General features: G+C 69.1%; 12 protein-coding genes. 8 read left to right on the top strand and 4 right to left on the bottom strand.

All coding sequences use genetic code 11. The annotated features are described in order from the left end of the window. Positions 1 to 161 precede the first annotated feature (161 nt). On the top strand, positions 162 to 539 hold the full coding sequence (locus ACQHIV_RS40505; protein ID WP_427889820.1) for a hypothetical protein: 378 nt from the start codon (positions 162 to 164) through the stop codon (positions 537 to 539). Between the two features lie 3 nt (positions 540 to 542). Here the strand turns inward: ACQHIV_RS40505 and ACQHIV_RS40500 are convergent, their stop codons facing one another. Further along, entirely contained in the window at positions 543 to 1169 is a 627-nt protein-coding gene (locus ACQHIV_RS40500; protein ID WP_427889818.1) for a TetR/AcrR family transcriptional regulator, read from the bottom strand. Positions 1170 to 1332: 163 nt separating this feature from the next. Here ACQHIV_RS40500 and ACQHIV_RS40495 point away from each other — a divergent pair, with 163 nt between their 5' ends. The 3 genes from ACQHIV_RS40495 to ACQHIV_RS40485 are packed head-to-tail and all read left to right on the top strand — an operon-like array spanning position 1333 to position 4828. After that, positions 1333 to 2139 (top strand): SDR family NAD(P)-dependent oxidoreductase, encoded by an 807-nt coding sequence (locus tag ACQHIV_RS40495; protein WP_427889816.1) that lies wholly within the window; start codon positions 1333 to 1335, stop codon positions 2137 to 2139. Then, positions 2139 to 3263, top strand: a complete 1125-nt coding sequence (locus tag ACQHIV_RS40490; protein ID WP_427889814.1) for a DUF5938 domain-containing protein — start codon at positions 2139 to 2141, stop codon at positions 3261 to 3263. Before ACQHIV_RS40495 ends, ACQHIV_RS40490 begins: the two co-directional genes overlap by 1 nt. Further along, entirely contained in the window at positions 3263 to 4828 is a 1566-nt protein-coding gene (locus tag ACQHIV_RS40485) for an acyl-CoA synthetase (protein ID WP_427889812.1), read from the top strand. The genes ACQHIV_RS40490 and ACQHIV_RS40485 overlap by 1 nt, the downstream gene beginning before the upstream one ends. On the opposite strand, the gene ACQHIV_RS40480 is transcribed toward ACQHIV_RS40485, so the two are convergent. Beyond that, entirely contained in the window at positions 4814 to 5485 is a 672-nt protein-coding gene (locus ACQHIV_RS40480) for a GOLPH3/VPS74 family protein (protein WP_427889810.1), read from the bottom strand. The genes ACQHIV_RS40485 and ACQHIV_RS40480 overlap by 15 nt on opposite strands. A 119-nt stretch (positions 5486 to 5604) precedes the next feature. On the opposite strand from ACQHIV_RS40480, the gene ACQHIV_RS40475 reads away from it, so the two are divergent. The 4 genes from ACQHIV_RS40475 to ACQHIV_RS40460 all read left to right on the top strand — a co-directional run bounded on the left by ACQHIV_RS40475 (position 5605) and on the right by ACQHIV_RS40460 (position 9138). Beyond that, a complete protein-coding gene (locus tag ACQHIV_RS40475; RefSeq protein WP_427889808.1) occupies positions 5605 to 6192 on the top strand; it encodes a GNAT family N-acetyltransferase in 588 nt (195 codons plus the stop codon). Continuing rightward, positions 6192 to 7880 (top strand): IucA/IucC family protein, encoded by a 1689-nt coding sequence (locus ACQHIV_RS40470; protein ID WP_427889806.1) that lies wholly within the window; start codon positions 6192 to 6194, stop codon positions 7878 to 7880. The genes ACQHIV_RS40475 and ACQHIV_RS40470 overlap by 1 nt, the downstream gene beginning before the upstream one ends. A gap of 39 nt (positions 7881 to 7919) precedes the next feature. Beyond that, positions 7920 to 8411: a Uma2 family endonuclease gene (locus ACQHIV_RS40465; protein ID WP_427889804.1), complete on the top strand. Its 492-nt coding sequence runs from the start codon at positions 7920 to 7922 to the stop codon at positions 8409 to 8411. Between the two features lie 181 nt (positions 8412 to 8592). Further along, the gene (locus tag ACQHIV_RS40460) at positions 8593 to 9138 is read left to right on the top strand and encodes a Uma2 family endonuclease (protein ID WP_427889802.1); all 546 of its coding nucleotides are present in this window, start codon (positions 8593 to 8595) and stop codon (positions 9136 to 9138) included. Here ACQHIV_RS40460 and ACQHIV_RS40455 read toward each other — a convergent pair. Together ACQHIV_RS40455 and ACQHIV_RS40450 are read right to left on the bottom strand one after the other, a co-directional pair. Continuing rightward, a complete protein-coding gene (locus ACQHIV_RS40455; protein ID WP_427889800.1) occupies positions 9135 to 12362 on the bottom strand; it encodes a UvrD-helicase domain-containing protein in 3228 nt (1075 codons plus the stop codon). The genes ACQHIV_RS40460 and ACQHIV_RS40455 overlap by 4 nt on opposite strands. A gap of 235 nt (positions 12363 to 12597) precedes the next feature. Beyond that, complete coding sequence (locus tag ACQHIV_RS40450) at positions 12598 to 15807, bottom strand: ATP-dependent helicase (RefSeq protein ID WP_427889798.1); 3210 nt, start codon at positions 15805 to 15807, stop codon at positions 12598 to 12600. Positions 15808 to 15836: the final 29 nt, after the last annotated feature.

The raw sequence follows: 15836 nt of genomic DNA, 5'->3' as shown, positions 1-15836 counted from the left end.
TCGCCTGCGCGCTGCTCGCCGGCACCACGGCTTGCTCCGGCAGCAAGCCCGAGTCGGGGAGCAGCCCGAGCACCTCCAGTACGCCGTCAGCTCAAGCCAGTGGTGGCAGTACACCCTCCGGCCCGGAGGAGAAGCTGCCGGACCTGACACCTACACAGGTCGTGGCCGCGTTCACCGGCAAGCAGTACCAGTGCAGCACCGACGAGGCGTACCAGACCTGCAGCAAGGGCACCACCTCCGCACAGGTGCTGATCGGTACCCAGCCACGCCCGGCAGTGCTGTCGTTGCAGGCGACCGGGGTCGCTGCAGAGGCAGCTGCCGCACTGACCGAGTTCGCACCGGAGGCGTTGGAGCTGGCGCACGTGAACCCGCGCGGTCAGATCGTCGACTGGCTCAAACAGCAGTCCGGCAAGACCGCCGGCAACACCACCGCCGGCACTTGGACCGTCGAGTACTCCACCGAGTCCGGCAGCGACCAGCCGGGCGCCATCCTCACCCTCACCGACACCCTCTGCAAGGTCGACTGCGGAGCGGAGTGAGAGCTACGTCGTGACGAGCTTGGGCAGGACCTGCATGATCCGGTCGGTCAGCAGGGCCGGGGTCTTGTCCGGGTTCGCCGCGTAGCCCACGACGGCCTGCTCGAACAGGCCGTCGACCAGCGCGTACGCCGTCGGCGCGTCAACGGCCGGTACCGTCGCGGTGAGGTCGGCGTACCGGGACAGGATCCGCCAGATCATCGCCTCGAGCAGCTTGTCGATCTCCTCGACGTCCGGGCGGAGCTGGTCCTCGAACATGCTCTGCGCACGCAGGTCGTACCAGAGCTTGTGCATCGGGGTCTCCTCGACCAGCGTCTGGGTCATCTTGCCCAGGAAGCCGGTCGCGAGCTCGTCGGCGGAGGTCGCGGTCTCGACGACCTCGTCGTACCGCCGGGCGCATTTGGTCTTGTAGTAGCGCACGCAGTAGCTGATCAGGTCGATCTTGTCGCGGAAGTAGTAGTGCACGACGCCGTGCGTGAACTCGGAGTTGTTCGCGATCTCGCGCAGGCTGGTGCGCGCGTACCCGAGCTCGCCGAGCGTCTTCAGCGCGGACTCCGCGAGCGCGACGCGGCGGCGCTCGATCTTGTCGATCCCGGAGACGCGGGCGGGCCGTTCCTCGGCCGTGGACGCCATCGCAGTCACCTCACTCTCGGGTCGGTTGCGTCAGAGTACCCCGGCGCGGGACCGGGCGCGTCCCCTCGTGCGAATTTTTCTTGACAACTGTCAAACAAAGTCTTGACGAGTGTCAAAAGGCTGAGCACAGTGTGAACAACCCGTGCGAGCAAAGGAGCTTCAGATGGGCGCACTCGATCTCACCGGCCGCAAGGCCCTGGTCACCGGCGGCGCGCAGGGCCTCGGCGAGGGCATGGCACGCGCCCTCGCGGCGGCCGGCGCCAAGGTCGTGATCAGCGATATCCAGAAGGACGCCGGCGCGGCGGTCGCCGACGCGCTCGACCAGGAGTACGGCGGCGGCAACGGTTTCGTCGCGCACGACATCACCGACGACGGCGACTGGGAGAACGCGGTGGTCGCCGCCAACGACATCCTCGGCGGCCTCGACATCCTGGTGAACAACGCGGGGGTGGAGATCACCAGCCTGCTCACCGAGGTCACCGCGGAGCAGATCCGCAAGATGCTCGAGGTGAACGTGCTCGGCACCACCCTCGGCATCAAGTGGGGCCTGCGGACGATGCGGCCCGAGGGCCTGGCCGGCCAGGGCGGCGCGATCATCAACGTCGCGTCGGTCGCGGCGACGATCGCGTTCCCGGGCATCGCGGTGTACTCCGCGACCAAGTCCGCGGTCGACCGGCTCACCCGGGTCGCCGCGATGGAGTCCGGCAAGCTCGGGTACGGCGTCCGCGTCAACTGCATCTATCCCGGGCTGGTCCCGACCGCGATGGGCGCCGGCCTGGCGAACGACGTCGCGCAACTCGGGCTGTTCGAGTCGCCGGACGCGGCCGTCGCCGCGGTCGTCGGGCTGACCCCGGCCGGCCGGCTCGGCGAGGTCTCGGACATGGCCGACGCGGTCGTCTTCCTGGCATCGAACGAGGCACGGTTCATCACCGGCATCGGCCTGCCGGTCGACGGCGGAATGGGGATGTGATGGCTTCGAAACCCGTTGTTGTCTACGGCGCCTCCGGGTACACCGGGCGGCTGGTGTGTGAGTACCTGAGGCACTATCACGTGCCGTTCGTCGCTGCTGGGCGCAGTGAGGACAAACTCAAGGCGTCGATGGAGTCGAACGTCCCCGGTATCGAGACCGCGGACTACGAGATCGCAGCCGTCGACCATGACGTCGCGGCACTGACAGAACTGTTCAACGGCGCCTCCGTGGTGCTCAACACCGTCGGCCCGTTCAGTGAGCTCGGCCCTGCCGCCGTAGAGGCAGCCCTTGCGGCCGGTGCGCACTACACGGACACCTCCGGCGAGCAGGACTGGCTTATCACCTGTGACGAGAAGTACGGCGCACAGTTCGCCGCGGCTGGTCTGTTGCTGGCGCCTGGTGTTGCGCAGATGTACACGACCGGTGAGATCGCGGCCCAGCTGTGCCTGGAAGAGCCCGGGCTCGACACGCTCGACATCGCAGTGTTCTGGGGAGGCAGTCCGACGATTGCCTCGACCCGCACGATCCTGGTGAACGCTGCGACGTCCAAGGCACACTTCCTGGAGCAGAACGCGTACGTCGAGTTCCCCGAGCAGGGCCTGGTGCCGTTGGTGGTCCCAGGGCAGCACGAACTGGCGCTGTCACTGCCTTGGGGAGGTACGTCGCACCCGGTTTGGTTCAAGCGGGACCCACGGGTCGCGAACTGCAAGGCACAGGGTGGCGTCTTCAACACCGCGCTCATGAACGGCGTACCGCAGATCGTCGCGGCCGCGCTGGAAGCCACCAAGGACATGGCGCCCGACGACCGCAACGCCGCTTTGACCGAGACGGCACGTCAGGTGATGAACCAGATGCCGCCTCGCGAGAACCCGCGCGTCAACAAGTCGCTGGACTCGGTCCATGCATCAGGGCCGCTCGGGCGGGCGCACTGCGTCATCCACGGCAACAGCAACTACCAGCAGACCGGTCTGCTGCAGGCGTACGCGGCGTACTCGCTGCTGCAGACGCCACCGAAGCGCGTCGGCTTTGCCAGCGGTTGCCAGGCATTCGGTCACCGCGAGCTGCTCGGCGTACTGCGGAGCTTCGGGCTGGTGTCGGAACCGCAGCTGACGGTCCAACGCTGATGCGACTGGTCGAGTACTTGGACAAAGGCGCCTCGCTCGCGCCGGACGCCGCCTGTCTCACCACGGACGGCGAGACGCTGACGTACGCCGACGTACAGCAGCTCTCGTACGTCATTGCGGGTGCGTTGGCGGCAACCGGCGTACGCCCTGGTGGGAAGGTCGCGATCCTGTCGGCGAACGACCCGGTGGCGTTCAGCTGTGTGTTCGGGATCAGCCGGGCCGGTGCGGTCTGGTGCCCGATCAACCCGCGCAACGAGGCCGCCGAGAACCGGGAGCTGCTCGACCAGTTCGACTGCGAAGTACTGATCTACCAGGCGGCGTTCGCGCCCTTGGTGGACCGCATACGGGACTCATTGCCGAAGGTACACACCTTTGTGTGCCTGGACGATGAGCCCTCCAGCTCCGGCCCATACCCCCACCCCAGTGGCCGGAGCACTGTCGGCTGGGACGCGTTCTGCGGGGGCGCGTCCCAGCCGGCACCTGATCTGACCTCCCCCGACGACCTGGCGATGATCGTCGGCACCGGAGGTACGACGGGACGCCCGAAAGGAGTCATGCTCGGCAACTCCAACCTGGAGACCATGACCGCGCTGACGCTCATGGGGTACCCGTTCGGCCCGCGGCCGGTCTACCTGGCGCTGGCGCCGCTCACGCACGCGGCCGGCGTGCTGTGCTTCCCCGTGCTCGCGTCCGGCGGGGAGATCGTGATCATGCGCGCCCCCGACATCCATGCGTTCCTGGAGCTCATCCCGCGGCACAGGGTGACCCACACGTTCCTCCCACCCACGCTGATCTACATGGTGCTGGCAGCGCCGGAGCTCAACTCCACAGAGCTCTCGTCACTGCAGTGCTTCTGGTACGGCGCCGCGCCGATGTCGGTTGCCCGGCTGGAGGAGGCGCTGGAGCGGATCGGTCCGGTGATGGCGCAGCTGTTCGGGCAGACCGAGGCGCCGATGATGATCTCGATGCTGCCGCCGGCCGCGCACTTCGATGCCTCGGGCAACATTGCGCGGGATCGCCTGTCGTCCGCGGGACGGCCGGCACCGCTGGTCACGGTGGCGATCATGGGCCCGGACGGTGCGCTGCTGCCGCATGGTGAACGCGGCGAGATCGTGGTCCGCGGATCGCTGGTGATGAAGGGGTACTACCGCGACCCCGACGCCACGGCGGCCGCATCGGCGTACGGGTGGCACCACACCGGCGACATCGGGTACCTCGACGACGACAACTACCTGTACATCGTCGACCGGGCGAAGGACATGATCATCACCGGCGGCTTCAACGTGTACTCCACCGAGGTCGAGCAGGCGCTGATGGCGCACGCCGCCGTCCAGGACTGCGCCGTGATCGGCCAGCCCGACGAGAAGTGGGGCGAGCGGGTCGTCGCCGTCGTACAGCTGCAGCCTGGCGCCTCGGTGGACGCTGCCGAGCTGATCGCGTTCGCGAAGGCCCGCATCGGCAGCGTCAAGGCACCGAAGCAAGTGCTGGTCTGGCCCGACCTGCCACGTTCCAAGGTCGGCAAGGTGGTCAAGCCGGATATCAAGGCTCGCCTAGCTGCTGGCTGACGCTCCGGCGGTTGCTGACACTACGATGGCTGCCGTTACGGCGGCCTGCATCTCGGCGACTGCCTTCTTGACCGCGGCCGCAGCCCAGTCGGAGTCGGCGATCTCCTTGGCCCGCTGTTTGAGTGCACGGTTGTCCACCGCGTCGGTGATGACCTTCGGTACGACGTTGAGCGCGCTGAGCAGGGCAATGAGCGCCGCGGTGCGCTGGTCGGGCGCCAGGCCTTGCACGAGCACGCTCTCCAGCTGAGCGCGGACCTCCAGCTCGTGCCGAGCGTCCTTGGCCAGCCAGCGCGTCACGGGGAACAACCCGAGCACCTTGCCCTGATCAGCTTCCAGCACGCCCCGCTGAGCGAGCCTGGCGAGCAGTTGGTCGCGCAGGTGCTTGGAGAGCGGCTTGATCTGGTCCTTGGGCTTCTTGCCCGGCCTGTCGATCACGTACGACAAGCGCTCGTCCAGGATCGGGTCACCGGTCGGGGCACCGTCCAGCACCCGCAACCGACCGGCCTTGCCGTCCGTGGTGATGTCCAGCTTCTGCTGCAGCGTCAGCTCGATCAGCACCGCTCCGGCCAGCGAGAAGTCCAGCCCGGGCGCACCAGTGATCGGCTTGCCGGTCTGGTCGTCGTACAGAAGCAGCAGCAGGTCCTCTGCGATCAACATGTCACCAACGTAGGCAGGACGGGCAGTGTGACGCATCCGCCTCGCGGACTACTTGATGAATCCACCTCCCGGTCGAGTAAGGTAAGCCTTAGCTAACCCCAGCCGCCCTTGGAGTCGCTATGACCAGAGCAGTGCCCGAACCGACGTACCGGCGGTTCGTCGCCGGCGTCGGCACCCTCAGCCTCCGGCCGTTCGACCTCGACACGGACGTCGAGGTGCTGCACAGCTGGGTCACCCAGCCGTACGCGCGGTACTGGGGTCTGCTGGACGCGTCGGTTGACGACGTCCGCGCGGAGTACCTGCGGATCGCGTCCACCGCGCACCACCGGGCGTTTCTCGGCGAGCACGACGGGCGGGCGGCGTTCCTGATGGAGCGGTACGCGCCCGCGTCCGACGCGGTCGGGCAGGTGTACGACGTGGCGCCGGGCGATGTCGGGATGCACGTGCTGGTCGGGCCGCCGGTCGCGCGGATCGGCGGGTTCACCGGCGCCGTGTTCGAGACGATCATGGACAGCCTGTTCAGCGATCCGCTGGTGGACCGGGTCGTGGTCGAGCCCGACGTACGGAACGCGAAGATCCAGGCGCTCAACGCGCGGATGGGGTTCCGGAAGCACAGCATCGTGACGTTGCCGGACAAGCAGGCGTGGCTGAGCTTCTGCACCCGGGACCAGTACGGCGACGCGCTGCGGATGAACGAGGCGGGCTGATGGACACCTGGTCGGTGGTCAACGAGGCGCTGGTGCGGAAGGCGTTGTCGGAATTCACCCACGAACGCATTCTGGATCCTGTTGCCGACGGCAATGAATATGTCGTCGGGCAGTACCGGTTCGCGGCGCGGCGGTATCCGTTGAACCACTGGGACGTGTCCTCGGTGGTGCGCGCCGACGGCCTGCCGGTGGATGCGCTGGAGTTCGTCACCGAGTTCCACGAGCAGCTCGGGATCGGGCGGGAGATGCTGCCCGTGTACCTGGAGGAGATCAGCAGCACGCTCGCGTCGGCGGCGTACAAGCTGTCGAAACCCGACCTGACCGTGGCGGACCTGGTCGGCGCGGACTTCCAGACGATCGAGGCCGCGATGACCGAGGGGCATCCGTGTTTCGTGGCGAACAACGGGCGGCTCGGATTCGGGCGGTCGGACTATCTGGCGTATGCGCCCGAGACCGGTGCGGGAGTGCGGCTGACCTGGATCGCGACGCGGCGGGACCGGACGACGGTGTCCTGCAGTTCCTCGCTGACGTACGACGAGTTGCAGCGGTCGGAGCTGGGCGCGGACGTACTCGCGCGATGGGCCGCGATGGCCGATCCCGCTGAATACGTATACATGCCGGTGCACCCCTGGCAGTGGGACAACAAGACCTCGATCACGTTCGCGGCGGACGTCGCACAGCGGCACATCGTGCAGCTCGGCTCGACCGACGACATCTACCAGCCGCAGCAGTCGATCCGGACGTTCTTCAACCGGTCGGAGCCGGCGCGGTGCTACGTGAAGACCGCGCTGTCGGTGCTGAACATGGGGTTTATGCGCGGGCTGTCGCCGTCGTACATGGCCGCGACGCCGGCGATCAACGACTGGGTGCACTCGGTTGTGTCGAACGACCTTGTTTTCAAGCGGTACGGGTTCAGCGTGCTGCGGGAGATCGCGGCCGTCGGCTACCACAACCGGTACTACGAGAACGCGACCGACAAGACGTCGCCGTACCGGAAGATGCTGTCGGCACTGTGGCGGGAGAGCCCGGTGCCGTCGCTCGAGCCGGGCGAACGGCTGGCGACGATGGCGTCACTGCTGCACGTCGACCGGCACGGTGCGTCGCTGGCGGCCGCGTTGGTGCGCGCATCCGGATTGGCGCCGACGGATTGGGTACGGGCGTACGTCGACGCGTACCTGATCCCGTTGCTGCACAGCTTCTACGCGTACGAACTGGTGTTCATGCCGCACGGTGAGAACCTCATCCTGGTCCTGCGGGACGCGATCCCGATCCGGGTCGTGATGAAGGACATCGCGGAGGAGATCGCGGTCCTGAGCCCGGCGACCGACCTGCCGGACGAGGCCGAGCGGGTGCGGGCCGACGTACCGGACGACGAGAAGCTGCTGTCGATCTTCACCGACGTCTTCGACTGCATCTTCCGGTTCCTCGCGCCGCTGCTGGACCGCGAGGGGGTGCTGACCGTCGACGAGTTCTGGGCGGTGGTGGCGTCGTCGATCCGCGACTACCAGGCGACGACGCCGGAGCTGGCCGAAGCGTTCGCGAAGTACGACATCTTCGCGCCGACGTTCGCGCTGTCCTGCCTGAACCGGCTGCAGCTCCGCAACAACCAGCAGATGGTCGACCTCACCGATGTCGCCGGATCCCTGCAGTTCGCCGGCACCCTGGACAACCCGCTGGCCTGTGGATAACTCCCGCGGCGGTACGCCGGAATGGTCCACGCTGGTGTGGTGCCGACAGCAGAAGCCACCCGGGACGGCCGCCGCTACGAGATCCTCGACGGCCGCCTCCTCGTCACCGGACCCCAGCCACCCGCCCACCACGCGGCCGTGATCGCGCTGATGGTGCAGCTGAAACACACCTGCCCACCGGACCTGCTGGTGACCGTCGGCTCCCGCGCGTTCCGCCCCACCCCCACCACAACCCTCCGCCCCGACCTCATGGTCAGCCACCGCAACGCGCCCGTCACCGAACCACCTGTGCTCGCCGTCGAGGTCATCTCCCCCACCACCCGCACCACCGACGTGGTCCTCAAACGCACCCTCTACGAGACCCACCAGATCCCGTCCTACTGGCTCCTCGACCCCACCACCCAAGAACTCACCCTCCTCACCCTGACCCCCACCGGCTACACCTGCCAAGCCGTCCTCCAAGCCGAAGAATCCTTCAAAACCACCCACCCGTTCGCCCTGACCCTCACCCCCGAAAACCTGTGCTGCTGACAAACCGGGGATTCCAGGGGCAGCCCCACGGGGGGATCACCCCGTCAAACGAGCCTGAACCGGGCCAAATCGGGCGATTTCCGGGGCATTGCGGGGCAACCCGGGGCAGATCGCCGAAACGGCACCAACCACCCGCGCCGCGCTGCCATGCTGGTTGTGTGATCGAGAAGGAGGCACCACCATGGTGTACGTGGAAACACATGAGCCGGGTCAATACACGGTGGCAGATCTCGAAACGTTCCCCGACGACGGGAAGCGGTACGAGGTGGTCGACGGGATGTTGCTGGTGACTCCCGCGCCGCTGCCACTCCATCAGACCGCGGTTCTCGAGCTCGCGGTTGCTCTTCGCAACAACTGCCCAGAAGATCTCAAGGTGTTCGTCGCGCCACTGGACTTCCGGCCGACTGCGACACGGTCGGTGCAGCCAGACGTGCTCGTCTGCCGCCGGAGGGATATCGAAGGCAGGACGTTGGAGAAACCGCTGCTGCTTGCGGTTGAGGTTTTGTCGCAGTCCACCAGTCTTGCCGACCGGGTGCTCAAGCGGCGGCTGTACGAGCAGGCCGGCGTCGCGTCGTACTGGATCTTTGATCCGGCCAACGAAGAACTCACCGTGCTCGAACTCGAGGGCGACACCTACGTCGAGCGGGCTGTTGTCACCGGCAAGGAAGCGTTCGACGCCGAGCTGCCGTTCACAGTTCGCATCGTTCCGGCGGATCTCGTCGTCTAGCCGTTCAGCAGTTCGATGAGTCCTTGCTTGTCGGGGAGGGTTTCGGGGCGGATGATGTCGCCGGTGCGGACGTAGTAGAAGGCGGCGGTGATGTGGGTGAGGGGGATGTTGAGGAGTTCGGACCAGGCGACTCGGTAGATCGCCAGCTGGAGGGGGTCGGCGGTTTCGCCGCGGGTGGTTTTCCAGTCGATGACGTCGTAGCCGCGGGAGCCGTCGGGGCGGACGAGCTGGTAGACGGCGTCGATGCGGCCGCGGACGACGCGGCCGTCGAGGGCGAGGGCGAAGGGGGCCTCGATCTCGTACGGCGTGGTGTCGCCGAAGGGGCCGTCGCGGAAGGCGTCCATCAGGTCGGTGAGGTCGGTGTCGTCGACGATGTCCTCGTCCGCGGCGCCGGGGAGGTCGTCGGGGTCGAGGAGTAGCTGCTGGCCGAAGTAGCTCTCCACCCAGGCGTGGAAGCGGGTACCGAAACGCGCCGCCCGGTTGGGTTTGCGCGGCATCGGGCGGGCAAGGTCGGCGGCCAGGCCGTTCGGGTCCTTCGCGAGGCGCATCAGCTGAGTCGCGGACAGCGCCGCCGGCAGCGCCACGTCGTACGCCTTCCGGCTTCGGCTTTCCTTTGCCTCCGACAACAGTCGCTCGAGCTCGGAGTCCCAGCGCGCGACCGTGGCCTGCTCGTCGAGCAGCAGCGACTCCTCGGCGTCCGTCGACGGGCCTTCGGCGCGCGCCTGCCGCACCAGCGCGGCCGCTTCGAGCCGCCGGCCGAACGCCTCCCGGTCGTACGGCGCGGGCCACGGCGCCTGCGTCTGCTCGGCGAGCTCCGGGTTCTCGTCCGACATCTCCGGCTGCTCGGCCCATTGCACCACCCGTTCACCGGCGTGCTTCTTCAACGTCGACAGGTACGACGACGGTCCGCGCGGCCGCTTCTGCGTCGGGCCCCACCAGTGCCCGGTCGCGACCAGCAGCTCCTTCGCGCGGGTGAACGCGACATACCCGAGCCGGCGTTCCTCCAGCGCGTTCATGTCCTTGCACTCGTCGGCGAACGCCTTGAGCCCGGCGTTCGTCAGGTCGTGGATGTCCGGCAGCGTGTCCGCGTCACCGCGCAGCGGCCACGGCAGCACCTTCGCGTTCGTGGTCCACTTGTCCCGGCCGCGGTCGGACGGGAACACCTTCGACACCAGCGTCGGCACGAACACGATCGGCCATTCGAGCCCCTTCGACCGGTGCGTGGTCAGCAGCTTCACCGAGTCGGCCTCACTCGGTACGGCGAGGTCGAGGCCGGCGGCGTACTCCTCCTCGGCCGCCAGGTACGCGAGCAATCCGTCCAGCGACCCGTCGGACTCGGTCGACACGAAGTTGCCGACGGCATCGAGGAATGCGGCCAAGTGATCGCGACGGCCGGCGTCGACGTGGTCCGGCGTCGCGGTCAGCTCGACGTCGAGGCCGATCGTGCTGATCACCCGGCGGACCAGATCGAGCAGCGGCTCGGCCGCGTGCGCGCGCAACTCGCGAAGCTCGGTGGACAGTTCCTTGAACCGGACCAACGCTTCCGGCGCGTACTCGAGCGGCCCCGGATCGTCGACGGCCTCGGCGAGCGAGCTGACCTCGGTCGAGTCCATCCCGGCGACCGCGGCGTCCAGGGCGGACACCAGGTCCTCGGCCTGCGGATGCGCGCCGGCGTCGGCGAGCATCCGCGCCCGGTTGGCAAGCAGCGCGAGGTCGCGGTGGCCGATCCGGTACCGCGGGCCGGTCAGGATCCGCAGCATCGCGGCGTTCGCGGTGAGGTCGTTGACCGCCTGCAGCGTCGCGACCACGTCGACGACCTCGGGCAGCGCGAGCAGGCCGCCGAGCCCGACGACCTCGACCGGGACCTTGCGGGCGATCAGCGCCTCGTGGACCGCGCTGAGGTCGACGTTCGTCCGCATCAGGATGCCGATGTCCTTCCAGCGGCGGTTCCGGGTGCGGTGCGCGGAGACGATCGCTTCCGCGACCCACTCGATCTCCTGCGAGCGTGTCTCGAACAGCCCGACCGTGATCGCACCCTCGGGCGCGTCGACCGGCGCCTCGAGCGGAATCACCCCGGGGTGCTGCTCGTACAGCTCCGCGGCGTGCTCGTTCGCGGCCCCGAGGATGCGACTGCCGCACCGCCGGTTGACGCTCAGCACGTACCGCGACGCCGGCGAGCCGTCGGCCCGCGGGAAGTGCGCCGGGAACTCGTCCAGGTTCGCGACGGACGCGCCGCGCCAGCCGTAGATCGCCTGGCACGGATCGCCGACCGCCGTCACCGGATGCCCGCGCCCGTCGCCCGCGGCGAACAACGCGGTGAGCATCCGCCGCTGCGACACCGAGGTGTCCTGGTACTCGTCCAGCAGCACCACCTTGTACCGCGCGCGCTCGACGGCCGCGACCTCCGGGCACTCCTCGGCCAGCCGCGCACCGAGCGCCATCTGGTCGGCGAAGTCGACGACGCCCCGCTCCCCCTTGTACGCCTGGTACTCCTCGACGAGCTGCAGGATCTCGCCGCGCTTCAACGCGGTCTCGGCCAGCTTCCGTACCTCGACCGTCTGCTTGCGCGCCGCGGCAACCTCCTGCCGTACGGCGTCGTCGTGCTCGCGGATGTCGTCCGTACGGAGCAGGTGGTCCGCGAGCTCCCCGTCGAGGGCGAGCAGGCTGTTCACGAGCGTCGGCACGTGATGCGACGCGAACCGGATCGGCCCGGCGGACCGCCGTACGACGCGACCCGCGAGCTGGAACCGGGTCGCGTCCGCCAGCACACGCGAGTCCGGCTCGAGGCCCAACCGCAGCCCGTGCTCCGCGATCAGCGTGCCGGCGAACGCGTGGTACGTCGAGACGACCGGCTCGCCCGGCTCCTCGGGCTCCCAGTTGGGGATGTTGCCGCGCAGGTGCGCGGCAAGGATCGGGTGCTGGTCCTTGGGCAGCGTCGAGCCGAGTACGCCAGCCTTCGTCAGGTCCTCGCGGATCCGTACGTCGAGCTCGTTCGCGGCCTTCTTCGTGAACGTCAGCCCGAGCACTTCCTCCGGCTTCACCTGCCCGGTACAGATCAGCCACACCACCCGCGCCGCCATCGCGGTCGTCTTCCCGGACCCGGCGCCCGCGACGATCACGCCCGGCGCCAACGGCGCGGTGATCGCGGCCAGCTGCTGATCGGAGAACGGAATCCCCAGCAGCTCACACAACTCCGCCGTCGACCCCAGCCGCACCCCCGTCACCGCGCCCCCTCCCCCACCAGCAACCCACCGGAAACCAGCCACCAACCGGTCCGCTGCACAGGAACCGGGGGCACAACACAGGCTATTTCCTGTTCACCGCCCCCGCCGAGTGTCCACACCCCCGAGAGCCGGCCGCCGCCCCCACCGGGTGCGTACGCCTCCGGGAGCGGACCGCCGCCCTCACGAGGTGTGCACACCTCCGGGAGTTGGATGCTCGGGGCCGTGGGCTGACAGGTCATACGATCTCCCGGCCTTCGGGCTGGATGGGGCAGAGTGCGCGGGCCTCACAGCGGGCGCAGCCGTCGTTGCGGGTGGCAACGAAATCCTCGGAGCGGATCAGCTTCTCGGCGTCGTCGACCGCCTCGTCGAGCCAGGTCCGGCCGTCCTCGTCGGTCTCCAACGGGCCTTGGTGCTGAACCTTCGGGAAGCCGCCGTTGTCGTCGTGGCGCAGCTGGACGAGCTCGGCGCCGCCGGACTCGGCGAGGTTCTTCAACTGGCGGGAGTTGATCGCGCGCTGGTAGATCGCCAGCTGTACGTGGCGCGCCAGCGCCGGCTTGGTCGGGATGTTCCGCCCGGTCTTCAGGTCGACCACCCGGACCGTCCCCTCCGGATCGGTTTCGACCCGGTCCATCCGGCCCTTCACCCGGACCGAAGGGTGCTCCTCGTCCGGCAGCAGTACGTCGAAGTCCACCTCGGTACCGACCAGCGTCCGGTCCGGCCGGCCCTGATGCCACGCGACGAACCGGCGCAGCGCGAGCTCCGCCTCGGCCCGCTCCCGGTCCGAGATCCACGCCGACTCGAACTCGAGCTGCGTCCACACCTTGTCGAGCCATCCGTTCAGCTCGTCCACCGACGGCGGCAGCGTCCCGGTCGCGACCGCGTCCGCCAGCGTGTGCAGCACCATGCCGAACCCGATCGCCGACGTACTCGGCGTCTCCCCGCCCGCGCGCCGGGTCAGGAACCACCGCAACGGGCAGTCCACGATCGTCGTCAACGCGCTCCCCGACAGCGGGACGGGTTCGGACGGATCCGCGATCGGCCGCACCGACTCGGTCCGCTCCCGCACACCCCACCAGCGCGCCGGGTCGGCCGTCGGCACCAGCGCCTGCTCGCGGTCGTCCACGGCGTCGGCCAGCTGCGCCAGCCGGTCCGCCGCGACCCGCTTCAACGCCGGCGACGACGCCGGATCCGCCAGCACGCAGCGCAGATCCGCGACCAGACCGGGCAACGACAGCGGCCGCCGCGGCCGCCCGGCCACCAGCTTCAACGGAATGTCCAGCTCGGCCAGGAACCGCGACGGCTGATCGCCGTCCGCCTCGGGTGCCTGGACGGCGGTCACGATCAGCCGCTCGCGCGCCCGCGTGATCGCGACGTAGAACAGCCGTCTCTCCTCGGCCAGCAACGCGCCCGCCGACAACGGATCGATCAGCCCGTCAGGTCCCAGCCGGTCGGGCTCCAGCAGCGACCCGCGCCGCCGCAGGTCCGGCCACTGCCCCTCCTGCACCGACGCCACCACGACCAGCCGCCACTGCAGACCCTTCGACCGGTGCGCCGTCATCAGCTGGACGCCGGCCTCCCGGTACGTCCCGTCGAACCGGTTGTCGCCCGCGATGTCCAGCGACTCCAACTCGGACAGGAACGCCGAAACCCCTTTGAAACCGACCTGTTCCTCGGCCCGGCCGGCCGCGTCGAACAGCGCGCACAACGAGTCCAGGTCCCGGTTCGCGGTCCGCGCCGTCTCGCCGCCGGAGCTCGCCTGACCGCGCAACCGCCGCAGCCACGGCGAGTCCGCCCACAGCGACCACATCACCTCGTCCGGCGCCGCGCCCGCGGTCACGATGTTCCTTGCCTTGAGCAACCGCTCGCCCAGCGCCGCGAACCGCGCCTCGGCCGGCGACGCCTCCTCGTCCAGCAGCAACGGGTTCAGCAGCGCCTCCCGGAGCAGCTCGTCCGACGACCGTGGCAGTCGCTGACCACCCGCCGCCTCCCGGTCGCGCCGCCGCAGTACCCGGGCCAGCCGCCGCAACTGCCCCGCGTCCATCGCCCCCAACGGCGACAGCGCCAACGCCCGTACGACGTCCACGGTCAGCGTCTCGGGGTCCGCGACCGCCCGCAGCGCCAGCAGCATCGGCCGTACGGCGGGCTCCCGCGACAGCGGCAACTCGTCACCGGCCACGTCGACGGGAATTCCGGCCGCGGCCAGCGCCCGGCGCAGCGGCGGGATCGACCGGCTGCCGGACCGGACGAGGACGGCCATCTCGTTCCAGCCGATGCCGTCCTGGACGTGCGCCCGGCGGAGCAGGTCCGCGATGTGTTCGAGCTCGGCGCCGCCCGTCGAGTACAGGTTCGCCTCGACCTTTCCGGGACCGTAGACACACGTCGACGCGTCCGGGTTCCGGAAGCGCTCGAACGTGTCCCGATCCAGCGACCCCGGTACGCCGAGGCGGTTGACGACGTTCCGCGAGACGCGTTGCAGCGTGGTCCCGAAGCGCCGCGTCGTACCCAGCGCGATCTGCGCCGCCGCCGCGCCGTCGCGGGTCCGGAACTCGTCGGTGAACCGCAGCAGCCCGCGCACGTCCGCGCCGCGGAACGTGTAGATCGACTGGTCCGGATCGCCGACCACGACCAGGTCGCGCCCGTCGCCCGCGATCGCCTGCAGCAGCTTGGTCTGCCCCGGATCGGTGTCCTGGTACTCGTCCACGAACACGGCCTTGAACTCGGTCCGCAGCTTCGCCCGCACCGACGGCTGCTGCGCCAGGATCACCGCGCGGTGGATCAGCTCCGAGTAGTCCAGCACCTGCTCCGCGTCGAGAACCTGCAGGTACTCCTCGAAGAAGTCGCCGACCGCGACCCACTCGGCCCGCTCCGCCGACCGCCCGATCGCGGACAGGTCCTCCGGGTCCAGCCCCAGCTGCCGCGCCTTACCGATCACGGCCTGCACCTCGTCGGTGAACCCGCGCGTGTTCAGCGCCGGATGCAGGCTGCCCGGCCAGTGCACCGCGCCGACCTCACGACTGCCCGACAACGCCTCGGTCAACCGCAACGACTGCTCCGGCCCGGACGGCAGCCGCAGCGGTACGTCGAACGCGTCGGCGGGCGTGAACCGCCGCAGCAACGCGTAGCAGAACGCGTGGAACGTCATCGACGGCATCACCCGCGTGGTCCGCCCGAGTCGCCCGGTGATCCGGTCCCGCAGCTCGGTCGCCGCCTTCCGGCCGAACGTCAGCACCAGCACCTCGTCCGGGCTCAGCCCGCGGTTCCGCACCCGGTCGACGACGGCCTCCACCAACGTCGTCGTCTTCCCGGTCCCCGGCCCCGCGAGCACGAGCAACGGTCCGCCGGCGTGATCCACCACAGCCTGCTGGTCGGCGTCCAGGACGGGCGTCTCCGTCGCACGCCCCGCGGCCCGCACCAACCGGTACCGGGAACCCTGTCTGCCGACCATCGCATCATCCCAGCAGACGCCACCGACAG

This window comes from Kribbella polygonati (genome assembly GCF_050320105.1).
Taxonomy (GTDB): Bacteria; Actinomycetota; Actinomycetes; order Propionibacteriales; family Kribbellaceae; genus Kribbella.
The sequence above is the reverse complement of the archived record's forward strand: the minus strand, read 5'-3'. Positions and strand labels throughout refer to the sequence as shown.